The sequence below is a fragment of the Pseudomonas asplenii genome, assembly GCF_900105475.1.
GTDB classification, from domain to species: Bacteria; Pseudomonadota; Gammaproteobacteria; order Pseudomonadales; family Pseudomonadaceae; genus Aquipseudomonas; species Aquipseudomonas asplenii.
This window is the reverse complement of record NZ_LT629777.1, coordinates 5,524,459-5,547,282: the sequence shown is the minus strand read 5'-3', so window position 1 is coordinate 5,547,282 and position 22,824 is coordinate 5,524,459. Positions and strand designations below refer to the sequence as shown.

The 22,824-nt window shown below is 57.7% G+C and carries 22 protein-coding genes; 11 read left to right on the top strand and 11 right to left on the bottom strand.

Translation table 11 applies throughout. The annotated features are described in order from the left end of the window. Positions 1-3 precede the first annotated feature (3 nt). The 5 genes from BLU37_RS24545 to BLU37_RS24525 form a co-directional block, all read right to left on the bottom strand. Positions 4-1,260 (bottom strand): hypothetical protein, encoded by a 1,257-nt coding sequence (locus BLU37_RS24545; RefSeq protein WP_026007606.1) that lies wholly within the window; start codon positions 1,258-1,260, stop codon positions 4-6. 22 nt (positions 1,261-1,282) lie between these two features. Continuing rightward, complete coding sequence (locus BLU37_RS24540; RefSeq protein ID WP_090209811.1) at positions 1,283-2,458, bottom strand: hypothetical protein; 1,176 nt, start codon at positions 2,456-2,458, stop codon at positions 1,283-1,285. A gap of 5 nt (positions 2,459-2,463) precedes the next feature. Further along, complete coding sequence (locus tag BLU37_RS24535; RefSeq protein ID WP_090209809.1) at positions 2,464-3,240, bottom strand: sterol desaturase family protein; 777 nt, start codon at positions 3,238-3,240, stop codon at positions 2,464-2,466. Positions 3,241-3,286: 46 nt separating this feature from the next. Continuing rightward, the gene (locus BLU37_RS24530; protein WP_029533490.1) at positions 3,287-3,865 is read right to left on the bottom strand and encodes an acyl-homoserine-lactone synthase; all 579 of its coding nucleotides are present in this window, start codon (positions 3,863-3,865) and stop codon (positions 3,287-3,289) included. 174 nt (positions 3,866-4,039) lie between these two features. Further along, entirely contained in the window at positions 4,040-4,543 is a 504-nt protein-coding gene (locus tag BLU37_RS24525; protein WP_037002862.1) for a DUF4902 domain-containing protein, read from the bottom strand. A gap of 11 nt (positions 4,544-4,554) precedes the next feature. On the opposite strand from BLU37_RS24525, the gene BLU37_RS24520 reads away from it, so the two are divergent. Continuing rightward, entirely contained in the window at positions 4,555-5,268 is a 714-nt protein-coding gene (locus BLU37_RS24520; RefSeq protein WP_010452352.1) for an autoinducer binding domain-containing protein, read from the top strand. A gap of 95 nt (positions 5,269-5,363) precedes the next feature. Here BLU37_RS24520 and BLU37_RS24515 read toward each other — a convergent pair whose 3' ends face one another. Further along, the gene (locus BLU37_RS24515; RefSeq protein ID WP_019361885.1) at positions 5,364-6,143 is read right to left on the bottom strand and encodes a PhzF family phenazine biosynthesis protein; all 780 of its coding nucleotides are present in this window, start codon (positions 6,141-6,143) and stop codon (positions 5,364-5,366) included. A 408-nt stretch (positions 6,144-6,551) separates the two neighbouring features. On the opposite strand from BLU37_RS24515, the gene BLU37_RS24510 reads away from it, so the two are divergent. The 4 genes from BLU37_RS24510 to BLU37_RS24495 all read left to right on the top strand — a co-directional run bounded on the left by BLU37_RS24510 (position 6,552) and on the right by BLU37_RS24495 (position 11,849). Continuing rightward, entirely contained in the window at positions 6,552-7,175 is a 624-nt protein-coding gene (locus tag BLU37_RS24510; protein WP_090209807.1) for a glutathione S-transferase family protein, read from the top strand. Positions 7,176-7,467: 292 nt separating this feature from the next. Further along, positions 7,468-9,756 (top strand): 5-methyltetrahydropteroyltriglutamate--homocysteine S-methyltransferase, encoded by a 2,289-nt coding sequence (gene metE, locus BLU37_RS24505; RefSeq protein ID WP_090209805.1) that lies wholly within the window; start codon positions 7,468-7,470, stop codon positions 9,754-9,756. Positions 9,757-9,924: 168 nt separating this feature from the next. Beyond that, complete coding sequence (locus tag BLU37_RS24500; RefSeq protein ID WP_090209803.1) at positions 9,925-10,992, top strand: DUF2157 domain-containing protein; 1,068 nt, start codon at positions 9,925-9,927, stop codon at positions 10,990-10,992. A 38-nt stretch (positions 10,993-11,030) separates the two neighbouring features. Beyond that, the gene (locus BLU37_RS24495) at positions 11,031-11,849 is read left to right on the top strand and encodes a DUF4824 family protein (protein WP_232000389.1); all 819 of its coding nucleotides are present in this window, start codon (positions 11,031-11,033) and stop codon (positions 11,847-11,849) included. 454 nt (positions 11,850-12,303) lie between these two features. On the opposite strand, the gene BLU37_RS24490 is transcribed toward BLU37_RS24495, so the two are convergent. Next, a complete protein-coding gene (locus BLU37_RS24490) occupies positions 12,304-13,695 on the bottom strand; it encodes an aldehyde dehydrogenase family protein (RefSeq protein WP_090209799.1) in 1,392 nt (463 codons plus the stop codon). A gap of 101 nt (positions 13,696-13,796) precedes the next feature. Here BLU37_RS24490 and ptrR point away from each other — a divergent pair, with 101 nt between their 5' ends. From ptrR to BLU37_RS24475, 3 genes are all read left to right on the top strand, one after another. Then, a complete protein-coding gene (gene ptrR, locus BLU37_RS24485; protein WP_090210999.1) occupies positions 13,797-14,690 on the top strand; it encodes a putrescine utilization regulator PtrR in 894 nt (297 codons plus the stop codon). A gap of 64 nt (positions 14,691-14,754) precedes the next feature. Then, positions 14,755-15,570 carry a diaminopimelate epimerase gene (gene dapF, locus BLU37_RS24480; RefSeq protein ID WP_090209797.1) on the top strand — a complete coding sequence of 272 codons (816 nt, stop codon included), beginning with the start codon at positions 14,755-14,757 and terminating at the stop codon, positions 15,568-15,570. A 114-nt stretch (positions 15,571-15,684) separates the two neighbouring features. Then, entirely contained in the window at positions 15,685-16,167 is a 483-nt protein-coding gene (locus tag BLU37_RS24475; RefSeq protein WP_029531089.1) for a hypothetical protein, read from the top strand. A 77-nt stretch (positions 16,168-16,244) separates the two neighbouring features. On the opposite strand, the gene cynS is transcribed toward BLU37_RS24475, so the two are convergent. Then, positions 16,245-16,715: a cyanase gene (gene cynS / locus BLU37_RS24470; RefSeq protein ID WP_090209795.1), complete on the bottom strand. Its 471-nt coding sequence runs from the start codon at positions 16,713-16,715 to the stop codon at positions 16,245-16,247. A gap of 269 nt (positions 16,716-16,984) precedes the next feature. Between cynS and cynR the strand changes: the two genes are divergently transcribed. Both cynR and BLU37_RS24460 read left to right on the top strand, forming a co-directional pair. After that, positions 16,985-17,872 carry a transcriptional regulator CynR gene (cynR, locus tag BLU37_RS24465; RefSeq protein WP_090209793.1) on the top strand — a complete coding sequence of 296 codons (888 nt, stop codon included), beginning with the start codon at positions 16,985-16,987 and terminating at the stop codon, positions 17,870-17,872. Between the two features lie 67 nt (positions 17,873-17,939). Then, positions 17,940-18,236, top strand: a complete 297-nt coding sequence (locus tag BLU37_RS24460; RefSeq protein ID WP_090209791.1) for a DUF3144 domain-containing protein — start codon at positions 17,940-17,942, stop codon at positions 18,234-18,236. Positions 18,237-18,694: 458 nt separating this feature from the next. Here the strand turns inward: BLU37_RS24460 and BLU37_RS24455 are convergent, their stop codons facing one another. From BLU37_RS24455 to BLU37_RS24445, 3 genes are all read right to left on the bottom strand, one after another. Further along, the gene (locus tag BLU37_RS24455) at positions 18,695-19,093 is read right to left on the bottom strand and encodes a DUF6124 family protein (protein WP_090209789.1); all 399 of its coding nucleotides are present in this window, start codon (positions 19,091-19,093) and stop codon (positions 18,695-18,697) included. Between the two features lie 600 nt (positions 19,094-19,693). Continuing rightward, the gene (locus BLU37_RS24450) at positions 19,694-20,941 is read right to left on the bottom strand and encodes a ribonucleotide-diphosphate reductase subunit beta (RefSeq protein ID WP_090209787.1); all 1,248 of its coding nucleotides are present in this window, start codon (positions 20,939-20,941) and stop codon (positions 19,694-19,696) included. A gap of 359 nt (positions 20,942-21,300) precedes the next feature. Beyond that, entirely contained in the window at positions 21,301-22,197 is an 897-nt protein-coding gene (locus BLU37_RS24445) for a LysR family transcriptional regulator (RefSeq protein WP_232000387.1), read from the bottom strand. A 99-nt stretch (positions 22,198-22,296) separates the two neighbouring features. Between BLU37_RS24445 and BLU37_RS24440 the strand changes: the two genes are divergently transcribed. Continuing rightward, complete coding sequence (locus BLU37_RS24440; RefSeq protein ID WP_090209783.1) at positions 22,297-22,683, top strand: DUF4260 domain-containing protein; 387 nt, start codon at positions 22,297-22,299, stop codon at positions 22,681-22,683. Positions 22,684-22,824 lie beyond the last annotated feature (141 nt).

The window sequence follows — 22,824 nt, the reverse complement described above, 5'->3', positions numbered from 1 at the left end:
TTATTAAACTTCGGCTTCTGCCACGGATGCCTGGCGCGCGTTTTTTGTCTCAAGGTGCTGTTTGTTCGTGTGATACCAGGTGCTGATTCCGAAGGGATCGCTTTCATTTCGGCAAAGGTGGTCGCGCAAGATCAGGAAACTCTCGGTCATGCTCCATGTCTCGGTCATCGGGCCAAACCGCGAGGCCAGTGCTTCATTCGCTGCCCTCTCCGGGGCGATGCTCCAGAAGTTCACGCCCGGATTACGGTGATGGAAGTCATGGCTCGGCAGATCCTGCATGAAAGAGAAAACACGCAAAGGAATGTCGATGCAGACGACCGCCAATCCCCACTTCACGACTCGCCAGGTAAATGCCCAGCCGCTGTAGTGCGCGGGGTAGGGGCGGCCAAAGAAGCGGCCCCAACTCAGCGAACCGTAGAAAACATACTTGGGCAAGCCCTCGGTATTTTCCGAAAACCACAGGTGCTCGGTGACGTGCTGTATCCAGGACGAGAACTGTGTGACGAGGAAGATCGGCATCAGGTAGAACACGGCAAAGGGCACCATGTAGCCGGACAGATAGACCCCGGTCAGCAGCAAGAGCCAGTAGATCGTGCGACTAATCCTTTCATGCGTGTCGGTCTTGACGAAGTTGACTTCGAGTCTGAATTTTATGTGCTCGTAGATGCGCATCGGATGAAACGGCGCCAATACCAGCCGGGTCCAGTATTCGGTCTCGCTCATACCCTTGTAGAAGCCATGGGCGGCCATGAACTGAAGGTCGACATCCTTGTCCGTGCAAAAGGTGTTGACGCTGTGGTGTTCACTGACATGCAGCTTCATGTAGTTATTCCACGGGGTATGCACGATCGGCATCGACAACACCCACTTGCAGACGAACTTGGCCAGCCGCTTGTTGGCGACGCCGGCACCGTGAATGGTGTAGTGGAACGTGTGCAGCAGGCCCCGCTGGCGGTTGACCACCATGCAGACCATGGGAACCGACAGCAGCACCTTGATCGCCCAGTGAAGGTCCGACTGCAGCAGTGTGTTCCCGAGCAGAACCGCGGACACGAATACGGCATAGCCCCAACTGATCTGAAGGAACAATTGCCACGGTTTCAGCAGTGTTTCCTTGGCGCTTTTGGGCGGGTTCCTGTTACCGGACTTGCCGGTCACCCAGGTCCAGAACCCCTGAAGCGGCAAGTGCTCATAAGTTGCCCGCACATCAATACCGTGCCCGTATTTCGTGTGGCGCGTGCTAAAAAGTTCCTGTTTCATATTGGCAGCATCCCTACATCGCCTATAGATAATCCGTTTTCACATATAAAACAGCGACCGGACCGAAGAAGGAGTAGAAAGGCTCCATCTTGTAATGGTCGACAGCCAGGACCACAAAATCCTTATAGCTCTCCAGAAATATCCCTCCCATAAGCGCGTATTCAGCCGCTTGCGAAAGGAAGTTGTTCCAGATGGTTTCATCGCTCTGGCCCACGAACCATTTGGAGTACAGTGGGCGTCGGGATTCGAATATTTCCTCCATCTGTTGGTGACATAGACCGGTCTGTCCATAATCGCCTGAGTGCAGTCGCTGCAGGATCGCCTGATGGCGCTTGTGCCAGCCGTCTTCATCACCGCAAAGTTCAAAAAAAGAGCCGATGACTGCAGGTGCCGTTAATTGATTGCCGATACTCAGTAACTGACGATACACCTTGTCGAGAAACTCGCCCCGGGCACTTTCCGAGTTCGCATTCCTGTTAAAGGAAATGTACTCGAACTCTCCACCGAACAGCTTGTGTTCCAGGGAAATACCCACGGCATTTGAGAAGTCACTCAAGGCATTGTCCACCTTGAGCAACTTTTCCCCCGCCAGCCCTGGCTTGGCCCCTACGTGGGTAAAGGTATAACGAGGCTTGCCTTCGGCATCCATGACATAGGAGTAGTCCGGACATATCGCACTGACGATGGTCAGGCGCCGAGCCAATCTCTTGCTGCTGTTGATCTGTGCGATCACACCTTCCATCGACGTCTGTGTCGGAAGCATCAGGCCACCGTCGGTCAGCAGTTGCGACAGGGCTGGACCGTAACGTTCGATTTGCTCGACATTCGTATATTTGAGTTCGACGGCGGACTTCGCAGCGTGCTCGTCAGACAATAGTAACGAGGCGATTGAAGGTATGCGTCCCTTGGTCTTGAACACATGAATGTTGGTCAGCACCCGGGCCTTGGAGTTCAGCGGAAGCTCAAAGTCAAACTCTGAATATTTGTCCTTGAGCATCATGTAAAAAAGATAGTTGCTCACGGGCAGTGTTCTATTGCCAAAAGACTTGCGCAGGGCCGTGTACTGGTCGCGCAAGGCCTCAATCTTTTCCGAGAGAAACTCCGGTTCCTTGGGCACATTCAACGCATCATGCGGGATTCCGGAGTTTATGCACTTCAAGAGGTCACGACTCAGGCGTGAATCAATATTCAAGAACATATCAATTACCCGCGTTTGACTAATGACTCTTCATTCAGGTGTTCAGGTTTTTTCATGGCTGCCGGTGCCTCATGGACGTCCTTGAATAGCAGCATCTCGACGAAGCGGTTTTCCTTGTTGTCGGAAAAACCTTGAGGGGCGAAGTTTTCCTTGGGGTTTTCAAAGGTTCCGAACAGAATGTCCCAGATCGGAAAGTCACTGTAGTTGCACTCATGGCGGTCACGCTGGTGATGGACTCTGTGCATCTCCGGACGCTGGAAGAAGTAGCCGAGCCAGTGCGGGGTTCTGATATTGGCGTGATAGAACATTTCACCCAATGCCGCGAACATGACGTAGAAGGCACCGGCCTCGACACTGATGCCCAGTAACACATAGGCCACGGCGCTGCCCAGCATCGAGTTGAAGACCATTTCCGTGGGGTGCTTGTAAAACGAGGTGAAAACTTCAATTCGCTGTGGCGCGTGATGGATTTGGTGAAACAGGCGCCACAACGTGTTGTTGGCGTGACGAAAACGGTGCCACCAGTAGGTCACGAACGTGTTGACGAAGTACGCGAAGAAGCCGGCCGCGAGCGGGCTGAAACTTTCAGAGAGATGGAACAGGCTGTGACCCTGCATCCATTTGTTCCAGGAAACCCCGGCCAGGAGTGCGACCGCGATCTGAATGATATTGAGGGTCATGGACCTGAAGAACCAGGTGCTGACCTTGGGTAACTTCCATCCAGGGATAATGTGTTCAAGAACCAGTACCGCCAGTGCAACGCCTATCAGATAGAGAATCATGGTTAGTCCTTTAATCTAGGTTTTATAAAATCATCCAGCGTTTCGCTTAATAAGCAGACAAGGCTTTTATCGTTTTCTCGTTAATCTCGATCCAAAAGGCAACTACCGGTTTACCATCAATCAACTGGGCGCTGGACACGCGATGGACATCCGCGCCCATTCTTCTGAGCAGCCGCTCGTTACCGACAGCAGAAAAAGCGATGAGGCGTTTAACCTCATGGTGTTGGGCGACCAGAACGATTTGCTTCACCAGGCGACAGGTATCCAGCCAATGACTGGATGCAGAGGCTTCGGTGTCCGATGAGTTGATGGCAAAGCGAGACAGTTCCCAGATGTCGTTTGACTTGGGCAGCGGGATATCGCCCATTAAACCTGGGAATATCTGTTCGAGAAGGTAGTTCTTGCTCGTCGGCAGCATTCGTGCGCAGCCGCACACCATGCCGTTTTTATCTCGAGCAATAACATAGTAGGTGTCTTCGTCGTCGAATTCGTCGCACTCCAGGCCTTCCTCGCATATTAGAGGCCAGCCCATTTTTTCGACGAAGACCTTGTAGCGAAATAACCCGAGCCTCGCGATGAGCTCGGCGGGGAGTTGTCGCGCTGTACCATTTGTTATATTTAGCATTCCACACCAGCGTCCAATCCAGTTCCCCGAATTAGAAGTCATGGTTGTGCAAAAGAATAGCTGCCCAAAAGGGCAGCTTCTATAGTGCCATCTTTGCTGCCTCTTTTTGGTGCCTTTCTATTCTCTTCAGTACGATAGCGTGCATCGCGGGATGTTCTGTCGTTCTGATTAATATCAACTCTCACGATCGAACATTAAGCCTGCTGGCAGCTTGCACTCCAAACCCTGCCTGGATATCCAGACAAGTAACAGTTGTTGGGTCATGTCGGGCCCCAGGTCATAACCTCGGGGAGAACGTAACATGATGTTGCAACTGATTCCTCCCGGTGCTATAAGGACTTTTCCAGAAAAAGCTTCCTTAAACCAATTCCAACTAATGCTCAGTTTTGGTGCGGAGTCCTGGCACTCCCATTCACTGTAGCCAGCATATGCAACAGGCAGCCCGAATTCTTTTAATTCGGCAGTCAGGCTTGTGTCGATCCAAGCAAGATAAGGCTGAAACGACAAGTCAATCAATTCCGGGTAAGACAGGCGTACCAGCTGGTCTGGGGCGAGTGATTGCATGTGAATTGCTCTGCTTGATTGTTGGTTTTGTTTTCTCAAATAGATTCCCCGCACGTCCTGATATCCAAACTCCAATGCATTGGAGTCGGGGCTATCCCTTGCATCCTCACTCATGGTAAATATATATGTCTGATTGGCGTGAACACTATCTGTCGCTATTTGCGGAGGCGAAAACGGAAGAGGAGTTTCTGCTGTTGCTTGAGAAAATAATTCGTTCCTTTGAGTTTGAGCAGTATTCCTTGGGTCTTCGTTTTCCCTTACCCATTTCCAGCCCGAAATTTCACCTGTCGTCCAACTACTCTCCCGCTTGGGAGAGCGCGTATATCGATAATAACTACTTCAGTATCGACCAGACGGTGAAACATGGACTGACGGAGCACCGGCCCCTCTGCTGGTCTGCGGATGCATTCACCGAGCATCTTCATTTCTGGGAGGACGCCAAGTATTATCAACTCGTCCATGGCTGGTGTACGCCGTCTCGGGCCAAGCACGACACAATGGGGATGCTCTCTCTGGTCAGATCTGCCAGTCCGATCACATCACTGGAGTTCAACGAGAAGGAAACCAAGCTGCTCTGGATTTCTCATATTGCGCATTCCACCATGCTCAATTTCATTGCACCCAACTACATCCCTGAAATTGCGGCAACCCTCACTGTCAGGGAAGTGGAGACCTTGAAGTGGTCGGCAACGGGAAAGACCTATACCGAGACGGGGTTGATTCTGTCCATTGATGAGCGAACAGTGAAATTCCACCTCGTCAATGCCATGCGCAAGTTGCATTCCAGTAACAAGGTCGAGGCGGCCATGAAGGCTTATGCCTTGGGCATGCTTCAATGACCGGGCGCGGCAACTGAACCACTGGCGGGGAATCCAGGTTGATCGCTTGAGAAATACGCGAGCGTGTTTCTCAAGCACTGCGCGTCGTTCTAACGCTAAAGCGTGATTTCTCCCACCATGTACAGCACCGACTCACCGGTTATCAGCACCCGATTGCCAGCCATTTCGCAGTGTAATTGGCCTTTTCGCAGGCCGCCCTGTTGAGCCGTCAACACCGGCTTGTCCAATACGCCTGACCAGTAGGGCATCAGCGAAGTATGGGCTGAGCCTGTCACCGGGTCTTCATTCACCCCGACATTCGGGCCGAACCACCGAGAGACAAAATCAAACCCGCTGCCCCGGGCCGTGACGGCCACACCCCGCAACGGCAGACCTTTCAGACGGGCGAAGTCCGGTGTCAATTGTTCCACGATTTTCTCGTCCGGCACGACGACGATGAAATCGTCTGTCGCGAAGACCTCTGCCGAGTCCAGGCCCAATGCAGGCAACAGGGCAGGGGGCGGTGTGCAGGGTTCTGGGGTTTTCGCCGGAAAATCCAGGGTCAGCCCACTCGTGCCACGACGCACGCGCAGTTCCCCGCTGCGGGTCGAAAACCTTAAAACGTCAGCGTTGACGCCCAGCTTGTTCAAGATGACCCAGGCGGCCGCCAATGTCGCATGCCCGCATAGTTCAACCTCGATCAATGGAGTAAACCATCTCAGTTCATAGATATCGCCCTGTTTGACGAAGTAGGCGGTTTCCGAAAGATTGTTTTCGGCAGCAATGGCATACAGGTGTTCGTCTGCCAGCCAGTGATCCAGTGGACAAACAGCCGCGGGATTGCCGGAAAAGACTTGGGAAGCAAAGGCATCAACCTGATAGATGGCGACCTGCATTGATCAAACTCCTGTCGTGATCTGTGGCTTATGTAGGTGGGAAGTTTTAATTGCTGTAAAATTTCGTGTCCATGCTTAGTTGTCGACAGCAATGACATGGCACTGGATTTAAAACCACGCACCCAGCCTTGTATACCCGCCCTTTCGGGCAGGTGTTTTCGCCGGCCAAGAACGTCGGAGATTAATAACGAGATCGATTCAACTATTGTCGTGACGACTTGTTGATTTGGATTGAATGGATGCCAGAAAATTCCTGCGTCTGTCGGACAAAATAGCCTGCCATGAAGGTCTGGGCAATTCTTTTAAACAGTTCTTGAGTCAAATGACCGCTGTCGTTTAATGTTTCGTTCTTGTAGGGATAATGTCGACAGATATGGCGTCTGCATGCCCTGGTCATAAGGAGATGAAATGCTGCAGATATTGGGTAAAGCCTCATCGATCAATGTTCGCAAGGTGCTCTGGACCTGTGCCGAGTTGCAGATCCCTTTCGAGCGCCAGGACTGGGGCTCGGGTTTCAGGGATACCGGCACTGCCGAATTCATGGCACTGAATCCCAACGCGATGGTGCCGCTGATAGATGACGATGGCTTCGTGTTGTGGGAGTCCAACACGATCATCCGGTATCTGGCGAACCGGACCAATGCCTTGCATCTGTATCCCGCCGACGCAAAGGCCAGGGCTCGTGTGGATCAATGGATGGACTGGCAGGCCACCGACTTCAACAAGTCCTGGGGTTATGCCTTCCTGTCGCTGATCAGGCAAAGCGCTGCCCATCAGGACCCTGAGGCGCTGGCAGAAGGGTGCCGCCAATGGACCAGGCACATGGCAATTCTGGAAAGGCAACTCGACACCACGGGTGCGTACGTCAGCGGGCGCGAGTTCTCCCTGGCTGACATCCCGATCGGGCTGTCGGTGAATCGCTGGTTTGAAACGCCGCTGGCTCACCCGGATTTTCCCGCGGTCAGTGCCTATTACGAGCGCCTGAGCCAGCGTGCCGGCTTCCGCCTGTATGGCCGAAACGGTATGCCATGACGTTCACCCCCCTTCAGAGCTTGAAGAGGCACTCAATGGCGCCGTCAGCGGCTCGCCTTGGAACAGGGCGGTAGCGAGGTTTATACGCCACCGGTCGTCCCTGATCCTGGCTTCGATCTGCCGGAGGCACTGTGAGCCGAGGCGTCTTTACCTCGCCGACGGCGACGAACTGGCGGGGATGGTTATATATGCTGCATGAGTAAAACTCTCGATCATCAAGATTAAAATGAGTTTGTCTCACAACGTAGCAAATGCCGACAATAGCTCCCATCAACACACAGGAGTTTTTGTCATGGCTTTGGCCCATTCCCTTGGATTTCCGCGCATTGGCCGCGACCGCGAACTGAAGAAGGCACAGGAAGCTTTCTGGAAGGGCGAATTGAACGAGGCCGGCCTGCGCGCCGTGGGCGCCGAGCTGCGCAAGGCCCACTGGAACCTGCAGAAACAGGCCGGGATCGAGCTGCTGCCGGTCGGTGACTTCGCCTGGTACGACCAGGTACTCACCCATTCGCTGATGTTCGGCGTGATCCCCGAGCGTTTTCGTCCCCACGATGGCAAGGCCACCCTGCAGACTCTGTTCGGCATGGCCCGTGGTGTCAGCGACAGTTGCTGTGGCGGTGCTCACGCCCAGGAAATGACCAAGTGGTTCGACACCAACTACCACTATCTGGTCCCCGAATTCAGTGCCGACCAGTCTTTCCAGCTAGGCTGGGAGCAACTGTTCGAGGAGGTCGCCGAAGCCCGTGCCCAGGGCCATCAGGTCAAGCCGGTGGTGATCGGTCCGCTGACCTATCTGTGGCTGGGCAAGGCCAAGGGCGGTGACTTCAACAAGCTCGACCTGCTCGATCGCCTGTTGCCGTTATACGGCCAGATCTTCCAGCGCCTGGCCGAGCAGGGCGTGGAATGGGTGCAGATCGATGAGCCGATCCTGGTCCTCGACCTGCCGCAAGAGTGGAAGAACGCCTTCGAGCGGGCCTACAACCTGATTCAGCGCGACCCGTTGAAGAAGCTGGTCGCCACCTACTTTGGCGGCCTGGAGGAGAACCTTGGCCTGGCCGCCAACCTGCCGGTCGATGGTCTGCATATCGACCTGGTGCGTGCCCCGGACCAGTACCCGACCATTCTCGACCGCCTGCCGGCCTACAAGATCCTGTCCCTGGGCGTGGTCAATGGCCGTAACGTCTGGCGCTGCGATCTGGAAAAAGCCCTGGCTGTATTGCAGCACGCTCATGAGCGGTTGGGCGATCGCCTGTGGGTGGCACCTTCCTGTTCGCTGCTGCACAGCCCGGTTGACCTGGCGCGTGAAGACCAGCTCGATGGCGAGTTGAAAAGCTGGCTGGCCTTCGCCGTGCAGAAGTGTGAAGAAATTGCCGTGCTGACCCGGGCGGTGAATGAACCGCAAGCGGCGGAGGTGCAGAAGGCCCTGGCCGACAGCCGTGCCGTGCAGGCCAGCCGCGCCGCCTCGCCCCGTATTCACAAACCGGCCGTGCAGGCCCGGGTGGCGGCCATTAGCGCCCGGGACAGCCAGCGCCAGTCGCCATTCGCCAGTCGTATCGAGAAACAGCGCGCGGGTCTGAACCTGCCATTGTTCCCGACCACCACCATTGGCTCGTTTCCGCAGACCGCCGCCATCCGCCTGGCTCGCCAGTCGTTCAAGCAGGGCCGGCTGACCGAGTCCGATTATGTCGAGGCAATGCAGAGCGAGATCCGCCATGCCGTGCAGATCCAGGAGAACCTGGGACTGGATGTGCTGGTGCACGGTGAAGCCGAGCGTAACGACATGGTGGAGTACTTTGCCGAGCAACTGGATGGCTATGCGTTCAGCCGTTTCGGCTGGGTCCAGAGCTATGGTTCGCGTTGTGTGAAACCGGCGCTGATCTTTGGTGACCTGAGCCGTCCGCAAGCCATGACCGTGGAGTGGATCCAGTACGCCCAAGGCCTGACCGACAAGGTCATGAAGGGCATGCTCACCGGTCCCGTGACCATGCTGATGTGGTCCTTCCCCCGTGAGGATGTGACCCGCGAAGTGCAGGCCCGCCAATTGGCGCTGGCGATCCGTGACGAGGTGCTGGACCTGGAAGCGGCCGGAATCAGGATCGTGCAGATCGACGAAGCGGCCTTGCGCGAAGGCTTGCCGCTGCGCAAGGCCCAGTGGCAGCACTATCTGGACTGGGCAACCGAAGTCTTCCGTCTGTGCGCGGGCGGTGTGAGTGACGAGACCCAGATCCACACGCACATGTGCTACAGCGAGTTCAACGATGTGATCGAGTCCATCGCCGCCATGGATGCGGACGTGATCACCATCGAAACCTCGCGCTCGGACATGGAGCTGTTGGACGCCTTCGAAGCCTTCGCCTACCCGAACGAGATTGGCCCGGGTGTCTACGACATTCACTCGCCACGGGTACCGGACGTTTCCGAGATGGCCAACCTGCTGCGCAAGGCCGCCCAGCGAATTCCGGCCGAGCGTTTGTGGGTCAACCCGGACTGCGGCCTGAAAACCCGCGGCTGGCCGGAAACCGAGGCGGCGCTGGTGCACATGGTGAGTGCTGCGCGCCAGTTGCGTAGCGAGCTGGCCTGAGTATCCCGGCGCCATCCCCCCCTTTGTGGTGAGCCCGCTTGCCACTTTGGCAGGTGTGGCTTCAGGGGGAGCAAGGAACGGGTCGCTCTGGAGTGGGATTGGGCATAGCATTGGCACTTGGGGCAGCGAGCGCTCTATCGGACTCGCCCCCGGACAATGGAATGCCCAATGAGTGTACTGACCCAGACAGAAGCCCAGCAGCGCGCCGACGACATCCGAGTGTTCCAGTTGGAACTGGAACGACTCGAACGTGAAGGCGCGCTGCAGTTGTCCCCCGAGCAGCAGCATGGTCTGACGGCTCATCACCAGGAGCTGCTCGCCAGCTACCACAGTGCCTTCGACATCGACCTGACCAGCCGCTCGCGGCAATTGTCGATGGGCATGCGCATCACCTCGTTTCTTGGCGCGCTGGCATTGGCGGCCAGCGTGTTTTTTCTCTTCTACCGTTTCTGGGGTACGTTCTCGACCGTGGCCCAGACCGTTACGTTGCTGCTGGCACCGTTGCTGACCTTTATCGCAACGATCTGGCTGCAAGGTCGCGACAGCAGTGGCTACTTCAGCAAACTGGCGGCCATGGTGGCGTTTGCCTGTTTTGTCCTCGCGGTCAGCATGCTGGGACAGATCTTCAACATCACCCCCTCCGACAAGGCCTTCATTGTCTGGGGGATCTTCGCCCTGTTGCTCGCCTATAGCTGCAATCTGCGCCTGCTGTTGTTGGCGGCGATTGTCTGCCTGGCCGGTTTTGTGGCGGCGCGAGTGGGGACCTGGGCGGGGATGTATTGGCTGGACCTGGGAAGCAGTCCGGAAAACTTCTTTCCGGCAGCGGTGTTGCTCGCTCTTGCCGCACGGTTCATGCCGCAGCGACGCTTCCCGGGGTTTGCGATGACCTATCGGGTGTCGGCGCTCCTGGCCGTGTTGGTGCCGGTGCTGGCCTTGGCCAATTGGGGAGAGGGCAGTTACCTGGCGTTCGACCCCAGGCGGATCGCCCAGGGCTATCAGGTGGCGGGCTTCCTGCTCAGCGCGGCGACAATCTGGCTTGGCGTCCGCCGGCATTGGCCGGATGTGGTCAACACCGGCGTGACCTTCTTCGTGATCTTCCTGTTCACCAAGTTCTATGACTGGTGGTGGGAGAGCTTGCCCAAGTACTTGTTCTTTTTCCTGGTCGGCCTGGCTGCCGTGTTGCTGCTGGTGGCGCTCAAGAAACTGCGGGCGCTGCAGTCCGGAGGTGCCCAATGAGCAAGTGGACAAGCCGTCACACATTGATTGCTGGCGTGATGTTGATTCTCGCCACCCAGGTGGTGGTTTTGCTCGGGGTAGCCTATAACCGCAGCGGGACGCCGCAAGCGTTGTTGAGTCTGTCGCAGCGCGAATTGTACTTGCCTTACGATAATGACGCCGACAACAGCGGTCTGGCGCTGCGCCTGCGTCTGCGGGGTCTGTATGCGCAAGAGTATGGCAACTCCGACTCTGCAGGCCTGACTGACTGGTTGAACAAGGAGAAGCTGGCGGCCCTGGGGTTCGATCTCTCGAAACTCTCCGATATTCAGTCCGGGAGCCACAGTTACCTGAAGCGGATTTCCCGGCCGGTGTTCCTGGTTTTCGAGTTCAATGGTCCCGCATATCAGCAAGCCCTTGAAAAGGCGCAGGCGCGCTTATCGCGAGCCATCGCGCTAGAGGCCTCGAACAACGGCTTGGCCGAAGCCCGTCGAGCGCTGGCAATCGAGTCGTACAGTGCCAGTCGGTTGTTTCTGATTGACGCTGGCCTGGACGCCCAGGCATTACGCAAACAGTACGAGGATACGACTCGGTACCTGATCATTCCCGGCAGGATTGCCCCCCTGGTTCTTGCCAGTAATGAAAACCGGCCACGGCTGCTGACGGGCCGCGTCAGTGAGGTCGCTACGGAGACTATCAATGTACCTGCCGCCTTCAGGACGATACTGGAGCCGATCCGGCAGCAGATAAAAGGGCAACGCTACGAGGAGGGCGAGAATGGCACGTTCGGGTTCAACGTGACAGTTGCCTTCGGCCAGCGCTTCGAACCCTGGATCGTCGACCTGGCGCCAAAACAGATGCCCCCTCATCCAGAGTGAAGGGGCCGGTGGTGCCGATGATCAGGCGTGCGCTGCGGGATCAACCCTTTGCACGCCTGATGCGGACAACCTACGCAGTCATCATCTGCCGTTTACATCGGCGAGATGGTGGCCAGCAGGCCGATCCCGATAGTCAGTAGCAGGAAACCGCCGAGGAAAATTGCCATCTTGCCCATGATTTCAGGACTCCTGAGCCAAGGAATTGTGGTGCAGCGAAAACCGGGTCATATCGAACTCTCCCCTCAAGCACGGCCCGAGACGTCGGGCGGTGACTTATTGTCAGGGGAAATCTGATCCCGATACAGATTCAGGTAGTGAATAAAAATACGGATCAGATGATATTTTGGGGGGAGGATGCCACGCAGGTGGCGAGCGGCGTCCCGACAAGCCCGCTCGCCACAAAGTGAATAAGTTGATAGCAGGGTGAGCCTGCCAATCACCGGCTCAGTTCGGATCAGTGACGGTCCAACCATACCGTCTGCGCATTGCAGAACTCCCGCACGCCGAAGTGCGACAGCTCTCGGCCGAAACCGCTCTTCTTCACACCACCGAAGGCCACGCGCGGGTCGGAGGCACTGTAACCATTGATGAACACCCCACCGGTTTCCAGCTCACCGGTAATCTGCTGCGCCAGGTCGACATTGGCGGTGTAGATCGTCGAGGTCAGACCGAACTCACTGTCATTGGCCAGCTCCACCGCATGGCGCGCATCCCGTGCTGTGATGATCGAAGCCACCGGCCCAAACAGCTCCTGCCGGAACGAGGTCATCTGTTCGGTGACATCGGCCAGCACGGTCGGCTCGTAGAAGTTGCCGGTGCCTTCGGCTTTTTTACCGCCCAGCAGCAAGGTCGCACCTTCGGCCAGGGTCGCCTGGACCTGTTGATCCAGTTCGTCGCGCAGGTCGAAACGGGCCATCGGCCCTATATAGGTTTCGGCCGACAGCGGATCGCCCACCACCAGCTTGCGGGTGGCTTCGACGAACTTGCGGGTGAACGCCTCGACCACGCCTTGTTCGATGATCAGACGCTTGGCGGCGGCGCAGACCTGTCCGGTGTTCTGGTAACGGCCGATCACCGCTGCCTGTACCGCCGCGTCGAGGTCGGCGTCATTGAGCACGATGAACGGATCGGAGCCACCCAGCTCCAGCACGCATTTCTTCAGGGCCGCGCCCGCCTGGGAGCCGATGGCGGTGCCGGCGCGCACGCTGCCGGTCAGGGTCACGGCAGCAATACGCGGGTCGGCGATGGCCTTGGACACACCGTCCGGTGTGACGTTGATCACCTCGAAAACACCTTGCGGAAAACCGGCGCGCTTGAACGCATCGAGCAGCAGATAGGCGCTGCCCATCACGTTCGGCGCATGCTTGAGCACGTAGGTGTTGCCGGCCAGCAGGGTCGGGACCGCGCCACGCAGCACCTGCCAGATCGGGAAGTTCCACGGCATGACGGCCAGGATCGCACCCAGTGGGCGGTATTCGATACAGGCGCTGCCGTTCTTCACCAGGGTCGGCTCGGGCGCCAGCATGGCCGGGCCCTGCTCGGCGTACCACTCGGACAACTGGGCGCATTTCTCGACTTCGCCACGGGCCTGGGTAATCGGTTTGCCCATTTCCAGGCTGATCATCTCGGCCATCTGCCCGGCGTTGTCGCGCAGGGCCTTGGCCAGGGCGATCATCAACTGCGCGCGCTGGGCGACGCTGGTCCGGCGCCAGCCGGCGTAGCCCTTGGCAGAGCGGGCCAGCGCCGCATCGAGCTGCTCGGCGGACTCATAGGCATAGTGGCCGATCTGCTCGCCATTGAAAGGATTGATCGAAATTGCGTGGGTCTGGTTCGACACAGTCGTCATGGCACCGTCCTGCTGGGTGGGTTATGGGGCCAGAGTACGGGGCTGTTATTTTTCTGGAAACTGAATAATATTGAGTCATTCATTCACGAATGGAGAATGACGTGGATCTGGTCCAACTGGAAATCTTCAAGGCCGTTGCCGAGCAGGGCAGCATCAGCGCCGCCGCACAACTGATCCACCGTGTGCCGTCGAACCTGACCACGCGCATCAAGCAACTGGAGCAGGACCTCGGGGTGGAACTGTTCATCCGCGAGAAGAGCCGCCTGCGTCTGTCACCGGCGGGCTGGAGCTTTCTGGACTATGCCCGGCGTATTCTCGACCTGGTGGCGGAGGCGCGCCTGACGGTGTCCGGGGAAGAACCCCAGGGGCCGTTTTCCCTCGGTTCGCTGGAGAGCACGGCGGCGGTGCGGATTCCGGCGCTGTTGGCGGCCTACAACCAGCAATACGCCAAGGTCGAGCTGGACCTGTCCACCGGCCCGTCGGGGACCATGATCGAAGGCGTGCTGTCCGGGCGCCTGGTGGCGGCGTTCGTCGACGGCCCGATCCTGCACCCGACTCTTGAGGGTGTGGCGGTGTTCGATGAGGAAATGGTGATCATCGCGCCTTTGCAGCATGCGCCGATCACCCGTGGCGCGGATGTGAACGGTGAGAGCATCTATGCGTTCCGGGCCAACTGTTCTTATCGTCATCACTTCGAGCGCTGGTTCAGCCATGACGCGGCGGTACCCGGCAAGATCTTCGAGATGGAGTCGTATCACGGCATGCTCGCTTGCGTCAGTGCCGGTGCCGGCCTGGCGATGATGCCGCGCAGCATGCTCGAAAGCATGCCGGGGTGCAGCACCGTCAGTGTCTGGCCGATGTCGCCGGATTTTCGCTTTCTGCAGACCTGGCTGATCTGGCGCCGGGGCACGGTGTCGCAGAACCTCTCGGTGTTCGTGCAACTGCTGGAGGACCTGCGGGCGCCAGCCCAGCCGGACCCCTGTACGCAAGGATGATGGGCCAGCCGTCGAGCCCGTATCGTTGTTTGCGGAAAATACCCGAGTGCAGACAGGACCGCATATGAGCCTCAGCTTTGTGAAAATGCATGCCCATGGCGACGACTTCGTCATCATTGACCGCCGTGGCCAGAGTAATCCCATCACCAGTGCGGTGGCCCGGCGCCTGGGCGATCGTAATCGTGGCATCGGTTTCAATCAGTTGGCGGTGGTGCTCGATTGTGAGGATGCCGCAGCCCGCGTAGTGTTCTGGAACCCTGATGGTTCGCCCCTCGACACTTGCGGCAGCGCCACCCGTGGCGTGGCCGATACGTTGATGCGCGAGGCGGGTACCTCTTCGGTGGTGCTCAGGAGCAATCGCGGTTTGCTGACGTGCGCGCGCGAGGAGGGCGGGTGGATTTCGGTGGACATGGGCAAGCCGTCGCTGGATTGGCAGGACGTGCCGCTGGCCGAGTCCATGGACACCCTGGTCTTGCCCATCGCCGGTAGCCCGGTGGCCTGCAGCATGGGCAATCCTCATTGCACCTTCTTTGTCGAGGATATTGCAGCCATCGATGTGGCCGCACTGGGGCCGGGGATCGAAACCGATCCGCTGTTTCCGAAAAAGACCAACGTGCACTTTGTCCAGGTCATCGACCGTGGTCATATCCGCCTGCGCATCTGGGAACGTGGTGGTGGCATTGCGCAGGGTTCGGGCTCTTGTTGCTGTGGGGCGGTGGTCGGTGGCATTCGTCGTGGTTTGCTGGACAGTCATGTCGAGGTGCAGTGCGACGGTGGTACGGTGCGGGTGACGTGGGATGGCCGTGGTGGGGTGATTCTGAGTGGGCAGGTGGAGACGGTTCTGCGTGGGACTATTGAGCAGCGCTTTCTTCAGGCCTAGTTGAGAGGAATGGGACTGGGAATGGCTATCCGAAATGGGTGGTGGCTATTTGATGTCTTGCCGGATAATCTGCGCCGCGAGCGGGTTGTCCGACTCTCTTTCAAGGAGCCATGATTGATTAAAGCACTCTGTGTTGCCCTGGCACTGGTTTGCCTATCGGGTTGCAACAACAAACAGGCACCCGTAGAACTCGAAAAGTCGGGGCATGGGCTTCAGGAAAAACAGCGGCCACTGCTGATTGGCAGGTGGTACAGCAATACGCCGACGACTGAAGGTGGGCATGTTATGGAAGTTGCCGAGTACCGTGCAAACGGTACTTTTACCGTCAGCTTTCGAATCATCGACAAGGATGGCAAGGCAGAGGAAGAACAAGAGGCTGGTTATTGGGGCACAGCTGGGCATATCTTTTTCACCATCACCAAGGGTGTGGTCGTGGACTCCAAGTTCATACCTGCGCCATCAGGCATGGCGAGTCTTGAGGATGCGTACCAAATTCTTGAGCTGAGCAGCGGGAAGTTCCGCTACAGGTCAGTTGAAAACAAGAATGTCTACAGCGCGATCAAAGTAGACAACTCTTTCCATTTTCCAGGCGTCTAGCCTCCACGGCATTAACGAGTGCTCCAACCCTGCCAGGTCCGGCGCCACAAGGGCGTCCGGACCGTTTCAGCTCCGGATCAGAACGGCTTGGTCGGCAGGTACTTGCCATCCAGGGTGATCACGGCGCGCGAGCCGCCTTCCGGATCCTCGACTTTCTTGATATCCAGCTTGAAGTTGATGGCGCTGATGATGCCGTCGCCGAATTTCTCGTGGACCAACGCCTTCAGCGTGGTGCCGTAGACCTGCAGGATCTCGTAGAAACGGTAGATGGTCGGATCGGTTGGCACGCGATTCTCGATGCTGCCGCGCAGCGGAATGCTCTGCTGCAGGAGCACGGCATCGGCGTCCAGGCTGAGCTTGTCGGCCACTACCTGGGCAGCAGCGGCCGGCAGCGCATGCTGGCCGAGCAGGGCAGCGGTGACAAAGGTTTCGGACAGACCGGTGCCCTGGGTGATCTCGGCGAAGGACAGGTCCTTGCGTGCCTTGGCCAGAAGAATCACCTCGCTCAGGGCGAGACGGGCGTTCTGGCTGATTTGCGATTGGATCATGGTGTTATCTCCGTGGCTGAAACAGGCGTTCAGTGATTGAAGCTCAATGGGACGCGGCACGTGCATCCGGGTGGTCGGTCAGGTCCCGGAACAGATTGATGCGTTGCGGAAAGGCGTCACGCTGACATTTCAGAAAACTTTCGATGATGTCTTTCATGGCTGAGTCCTCTGGTTCGCGTTGCGATGGGGCAGAAGTTACTGAGTGCATGGCATAAGGTAAAAGTCTAATTTATTATGATTTTCATCAGATAATCTTATGGGGTGAGGCCATGCTGGCCCGGCACATCCAGTACTTTCTCGCGGTGGCGGAACACGGCAGTTTTACTCGGGCGGCAGCGACCCTGCATGTCTCCCAGCCGGCGTTGTCGCAGCAGGTGCGGCAACTGGAGGAGAGCCTGGGCGCGCAGTTGTTCGACCGTTCCGGGCGTGTCACGCGGTTGACCGATCACGGGGAGGTCTACCTGCGCTATGCCCGTCGGGCCTTGCTGCAGCTGGAAGAAGCCAGGCGTGCACTACATGACGTCGGTGACCTGAGTCGAGGGTCGCTGCGGGTGGCGGTGACGCCGACCTTCACCACGTACCTGGTCGGGCCGCTGGTCGAGGCCTTTCATCAGCGCTATCCGAACATCACCCTGAACGTGCGGGAGAGTGCCCAGGAGTCGATGGAGGAGCAGTTGCTGGCTGACCAACTGGATGTGGGCATTGCTTTCGAAGAGGTGCGGGCGCAGGACATCGAGGCCGAGCCCTTGCTGGTTGAGACGTTGGCCCTGGTGGTCAGCGCCCGGCATCCGCTGGCCGGGCAGCGCAGTATCGGGTTGGAGGCCTTGAATGCCGAGTCGCTGGTGCTGCTCAGTGCCGAGTTCGCCACCCGTGAGCAGATTGATCGCTATTGCCGCCTGCACGGGATTGGTCCGTGTGTGCACATGGAGGCCAATACGATTGGGGCCGTGATCGAGGTAGTGCGCAGGACCGGGTTGTCGACCCTGTTACCGGCGGCCATCACCCTGGCGCATCAGGACCTGGTCGCGATCGAGCTGGAGCCGCTGCGACTGCAACGCACGGCGGCGATTCTGCGGCGCAAGGGGGGATATCAGAGTGCGGCGGCGCGGGCCTTTATCGAGGTGGCCACGGAGGTGGCTGGGCGGCTGGCTGGATGAACTGCTCTGGACAGGCGGTGGGAAGGCTGGTCCCATAGGGCGTTTTACCCTCCAGAGATAGCCTGCCATGTCAGAAACCATCGACGAATCGTTCTATGACCGTGCGGACGAGCATATCAATCTGTCCAACGAGCAACTCAAGCAGGTCGAGAATTTTGGCAAGGTCAATGCCTCGATGATGTTTGGGACCACGCGTTTCAATGCCTGGGTCAGTTCCCGTAACTTCAAGTCCGGCGAGGAGATGGCTCAGGCGCGGGAGGCGATGCTCAAGTATTTCTGTGATCAGTATCGGTTGATGCTCGAAGATAATCTGGATGATCACATCAAGAACTTTGAGCTGTATATGGGGGCCAAGCAGAGCTGAGTCATCAAAGGGCGCGTCTAGCGGCTTGTTGGTGTGGGATGGCTGTGTTTGTCGGTGTACATATCCGTTTGTTTGGTTAGCTGATGTTACGGTTTCGCCCTTACGGCGAGTCACTTTTTTTCAGACGCCAAAAAAAGTAACCAAAAAACGCTTGCCCCTCCATTCGGCCCTCGCTGCGCGAGGGTTCCTTCGCTCCGGTCCTGTTTCGAGAGCACGCCGTGACGGGCCATCCATGGCCCAACACGGCTCGCCCGGCATCCCTGCCGGGCGACTCTCGAAACAGAACCTGCGCTCAGCCTGCTGGGCGGGGCCGGTAGGTCAAAAGCAAGATCAAGATCAAAAGCTAAATCCAAAGCTTCGCGGGCAAGCCCGGCTCCTACAGGTGTTGTGCCGCATGACGAATACTGGACTGCGCCGAATACAGGACCATCAGGTAGCACGATTGCTGATGGTACGGGTCAGGCTGAAGGTTGAAGATGTGTTCCCGCCAACAGCGAGTCCACGATTGCCCGCGACAGCTCCAGCGATTGCAGTACGCCCCTGAACAGGTCGCGGTCAACACCGTCGAGGTGCGGGCCGATTTCGTCGGCGTTCAGTTCGGCGGTCTTGAGCAGGTCCGAGACATGGGCCAAGGCAACCTTGGCCGTGACGCCTGGCTGAATGGCAAAAAGTGTGGGCTTGCTGGTCGAGTCGCTGGTGATGTTGAAGGCGGTTGTGGCGAGGGCGTCGAGTGGCTCGGGCGGGTCCGAGTTGATCTGGTCCAGGGCGCTGTACATGGCGCTGCGCAGGAAGTCGCTTTTTTCAGTCGGACTCGAAGTACGGCAGGGCGGCGGGTCGGGTGTGATTTTCTTGGTCATCGGCAAACTCTTCTTCGGTAGTACCTTGGGAAGCGCGCCGTCTTTCGTGTCCAAGCGAAAGGGTGGCGAACCGTGCGCAGGTTTGGACAACCGGGGAAGAAGAAACCCGGCACACTCCGAGGAGTGTCCCGCGCACAGTCCGCCATAAAGCGGACACAAGAGTACCGCTCGCGCGGCATTGTGCGACTTCTTCTTCCAAAAAAATACGGGTGTCCAAGCCCGGTTGCTGAATTGGCAGCAACGCGAAAACATTAGGCGCCGGAGGCAACTGAATCAACGGGGAATCTGTAGGAAAAATCCCCTAAATGGCCTGAATTATTCTCGAATCGGTCGAGAAATAAGTGTTACAGGAATACGGCGCACGCCTGGCGTTTTCGTGCGATCGGCATTGGGGACGTTTTCGCAGCAGTCATAGCTGCTGGCGGTGTCGCGTCGGCAATGAGCAGTGCATTGCGCCTAGGGCAGGTATTGGGCCCGAAGGTTGGGCTGTGCGTGGTGTGGCGACCCGACTTGCTCGGGAAGAGGCCACTAGCGATACCCCCAAGAAAAAGCCCTGAACAAGTCAGGGCTTCCAGTGCAGCGATCCAAGCCGGGAACGAATCAATCCCAGCTCAACGCACCACCGGTCTGATACTCGATCACACGGGTCTCAAAGAAATTCTTCTCCTTCTTCAAGTCCATGATCTCGCTCATCCACGGGAACGGGTTGGTCGTCCCTGGATACTCTTCCTTCAGACCAATCTGCGACAGACGACGGTTGGCGATGAACTTCAGGTAATCCTCCATCATCGCCGCGTTCATGCCCAACACCCCGCGAGGCATGGTGTCACGCGCATATTCGATCTCCAGTTGAGTCCCTTGCAGGATCATCTGGGTCGCTTCTTCCTTCATTTCGGTATCCCACAGGTGCGGGTTCTCGATCTTGATCTGGTTGATCACATCGATACCGAAGTTCAGGTGCATGGATTCGTCGCGCAGGATGTACTGGAACTGCTCGGCCACGCCGGTCATCTTGTTGCGGCGGCCCATGGAGAGGATCTGGGTGAAGCCGCAGTAGAAGAAGATGCCTTCCAGCACGCAGTAGTAGGCGATCAGGTTGCGCAGCAGTTCCTTGTCGGTCTCGACGGTGCCGGTATTGAACTTGGGGTCGGAGATCGAACGGGTGTACTTCAGGCCCCAGGTGGCTTTTTTCGCGACCGATGGAATCTCGTGGTACATGTTGAAGATTTCGCCTTCATCCATGGCCAGCGATTCGATGCAGTACTGGTAGGCGTGGGTGTGGATCGCCTCTTCGAAGGCCTGGCGCAGGATGTACTGGCGGCACTCGGGGTTGGTGATCAGGCGGTAGACGGCCAGCACCAGGTTGTTGGCCACCAGGGAGTCGGCGGTGGAGAAGAAGCCCAGGTTGCGCATGACGATGCGACGTTCGTCGTCGGTCAGGCCTTCGGGGTCTTTCCACAGGGCGATGTCGGCGGTCATGTTGACCTCTTGCGGCATCCAGTGGTTGGCGCAGCCGTCGAGGTATTTCTGCCAGGCCCAGTCGTACTTGAAGGGGACGAGCTGGTTGAGGTCGGCGCGGCAGTTGATCATTCGCTTCTCGTCGACCGCGACACGGGCCGAGGCACCTTCGAGTTCAGCCAGGCCTTCGGCGACGTCGAGTGCATCGAGGGCAGCCTTGGCACGGATGATCGCGGCGGAGTCGCTGGCGGTCACGGCACGGGCTTCGAGGGCGGCGGCGCCACCGGCGCTGTCCAGGCGATCGAGGGTGGCTTCGGTGATCGTGCCGGCAAGGGCGCCCTTGGCTGCCGCTTCACCGTCTTCCTTGTCGAATTCGTCCCAGCTGAGCATCGGATATTCCTTGTAAATAGGGGTGTTTGTAGGCCTGGTTCACTGCCTTTTGATCAGGCAGGTAGACACGTGTTTGGAACTCCCGTTCAACAGGATTCACAGCACAAGCAGGCAATCGGCAAACCCTGGTGAGCCAGGGTGATGATAGGTGCCGTAGGAGAAGCGTGGCACATCATGTAGTGTTTTTCTTTGAGTCGGCACACTATATGGTGGTTTTTTTAACGGGTCAATCCGCTGTAGGGGACAGCGCCGTTTCGTCGCAGGTGCCGGGGCTCGACGCGCACGCCCCAGGTGGCTGCGTCACCCGCAAGGCCCAGCTCATGGCGTTGCCATGACTGATGCGCGCGCTCTTTAAGCCTCTAGTTGTTCTGCGAGTATTCGCGTAACCCTTGGGCGATGGCATTGAACGTAACCTGGCAGCGAGCGCTGTTACGCAGGTCTTCATGCATCGCGACCCATGTATCCATATGCAGTGAGAATGCCGAGGGAAGGACCCGAATCAACGCTGAGTCGCGGGCGGCAACTGCCGATTGGCATACAACAATTCCGAAGCCGGCGCGCATGGCTGCCAATTGTGCAAGGTCACTGTCGGCGCGAAACGCCAGGCGCTCTCGTGCAAATATCGGAAACTGCTTGAGGAATCCGCGGATAAAGGCGCTCTCTCGGTCGAAGCCAATCAGGGTGTGGCTGACCAGATCTTCCAGTGTATTGGGGCTTGCGCGAGTTTCCAGGTAACTGCGATGGGCATACAGCCCGACCTCTATAGCGCCGACCTGTCTGGCTATGAGCGCATTTTGACTGGGCCTGTGCATCCGAACCGCGATATCTGCGTCTCGGCGCAGCAAGTCATCAACCTGATTGGAAAGAATCAGCTCTACCACAAGCTCAGGGTGTTGCTTGCGCAATGTCGACAGAATTGGCGGCAATACTTCAACGCCAATCACCTCGCTGACGGTCAGCCGCACCGTCCCACGGACATGGCTGTTGCCTTCACTGGCCTTGCGCAATAAGGCGGCCGACATGGCCGCGAGATTGACGGCATAGGGCGCGATTTCATAAGCAGCGCTGGTGGGGCTGAAGCCATCTGATGAACGGGTAAACAGTTTCAGTGCCAGAGCGGATTCAAGGCCATCAATGTGCCGTCCAGCGGTTGGTTGACTGATGCCCATTGCCCGTCCGGCAGCCGACAATGAGCCGGTTTCGAGCACGGCCAGAAACGTCCGATACCATTCCCAGCTGGGTTCGCGTTGAATCACAAGACTATCCATTTTTGTATGGCAAGTATGTGATCTTAGACGATCATGCTTTATCGGTGTATCGAACAGAATGGAAGGCTCAATCCCTGGAGAACTTTCATGTCTCATTTAGCGCCATCGGCACCGCATACCGTTCCATGGCAACGTGTGGAGGGCGGGCTTTTATGGGTGACCGGCGTTCTGCTCTTTTGGCAGGCCGGTCATGACTTCACCTGGTGGACGGCGTTGGTGATTTTTTTCATGCCCGACTTGAGCATTCTGGGTTATGCATTAGGGCCGAAGGTGGGCGCTTATTGTTATAACACCCTTCATTTGTATGGCGTTGGTGCCGCTTTGCTCGCGGCCGGATTGATAGGGGCGATGCCTGCGCTCGCTGCGGTGGGTGCTCTGTGGCTCGCCCATGCGGGCTTCGACCGAATGCTGGGCTACGGTCTGAAGTCGCCACAAGGTTTCACGTTTACCCACCTCGGGGTCATCGGTCGCTGAGAGAGCAAGCAGCGCTTGGATTGTGTAGCCAAGCCGGCATCTATTCATGCGGCAGCAGACCGTAAATCTCACTCGCCCGCTGTGCTGGCAGGCGCGTGAGCACGTTCTTCAAACAAGCATAGGGGTCATGCCGGAGTGGAT

Excerpts from the sequence above, each read along its gene's own strand:
- BLU37_RS24545 (WP_026007606.1), bottom strand. The coding sequence starts at position 1,260 with ATGAAACAGGAACTTTTTAGCACGCGCCACACGAAATACGGGCACGGT.
- BLU37_RS24540 (WP_090209811.1), bottom strand. The coding sequence starts at position 2,458 with ATGTTCTTGAATATTGATTCACGCCTGAGTCGTGACCTCTTGAAGTGC.
- BLU37_RS24535 (WP_090209809.1), bottom strand. The coding sequence starts at position 3,240 with ATGATTCTCTATCTGATAGGCGTTGCACTGGCGGTACTGGTTCTTGAA.
- BLU37_RS24530 (WP_029533490.1), bottom strand. The coding sequence starts at position 3,865 with ATGCTAAATATAACAAATGGTACAGCGCGACAACTCCCCGCCGAGCTC.
- BLU37_RS24525 (WP_037002862.1), bottom strand. The coding sequence starts at position 4,543 with ATGAGTGAGGATGCAAGGGATAGCCCCGACTCCAATGCATTGGAGTTT.
- BLU37_RS24520 (WP_010452352.1), top strand. The coding sequence starts at position 4,555 with ATGTCTGATTGGCGTGAACACTATCTGTCGCTATTTGCGGAGGCGAAA.
- BLU37_RS24515 (WP_019361885.1), bottom strand. The coding sequence starts at position 6,143 with ATGCAGGTCGCCATCTATCAGGTTGATGCCTTTGCTTCCCAAGTCTTT.
- BLU37_RS24510 (WP_090209807.1), top strand. The coding sequence starts at position 6,552 with ATGCTGCAGATATTGGGTAAAGCCTCATCGATCAATGTTCGCAAGGTG.
- metE (WP_090209805.1), top strand. The coding sequence starts at position 7,468 with ATGGCTTTGGCCCATTCCCTTGGATTTCCGCGCATTGGCCGCGACCGC.
- BLU37_RS24500 (WP_090209803.1), top strand. The coding sequence starts at position 9,925 with ATGAGTGTACTGACCCAGACAGAAGCCCAGCAGCGCGCCGACGACATC.
- BLU37_RS24495 (WP_232000389.1), top strand. The coding sequence starts at position 11,031 with ATGTTGATTCTCGCCACCCAGGTGGTGGTTTTGCTCGGGGTAGCCTAT.
- BLU37_RS24490 (WP_090209799.1), bottom strand. The coding sequence starts at position 13,695 with ATGACGACTGTGTCGAACCAGACCCACGCAATTTCGATCAATCCTTTC.
- dapF (WP_090209797.1), top strand. The coding sequence starts at position 14,755 with ATGAGCCTCAGCTTTGTGAAAATGCATGCCCATGGCGACGACTTCGTC.
- cynS (WP_090209795.1), bottom strand. The coding sequence starts at position 16,715 with ATGATCCAATCGCAAATCAGCCAGAACGCCCGTCTCGCCCTGAGCGAG.
- cynR (WP_090209793.1), top strand. The coding sequence starts at position 16,985 with ATGCTGGCCCGGCACATCCAGTACTTTCTCGCGGTGGCGGAACACGGC.
- BLU37_RS24460 (WP_090209791.1), top strand. The coding sequence starts at position 17,940 with ATGTCAGAAACCATCGACGAATCGTTCTATGACCGTGCGGACGAGCAT.
- BLU37_RS24455 (WP_090209789.1), bottom strand. The coding sequence starts at position 19,093 with ATGACCAAGAAAATCACACCCGACCCGCCGCCCTGCCGTACTTCGAGT.
- BLU37_RS24450 (WP_090209787.1), bottom strand. The coding sequence starts at position 20,941 with ATGCTCAGCTGGGACGAATTCGACAAGGAAGACGGTGAAGCGGCAGCC.
- BLU37_RS24440 (WP_090209783.1), top strand. The coding sequence starts at position 22,297 with ATGTCTCATTTAGCGCCATCGGCACCGCATACCGTTCCATGGCAACGT.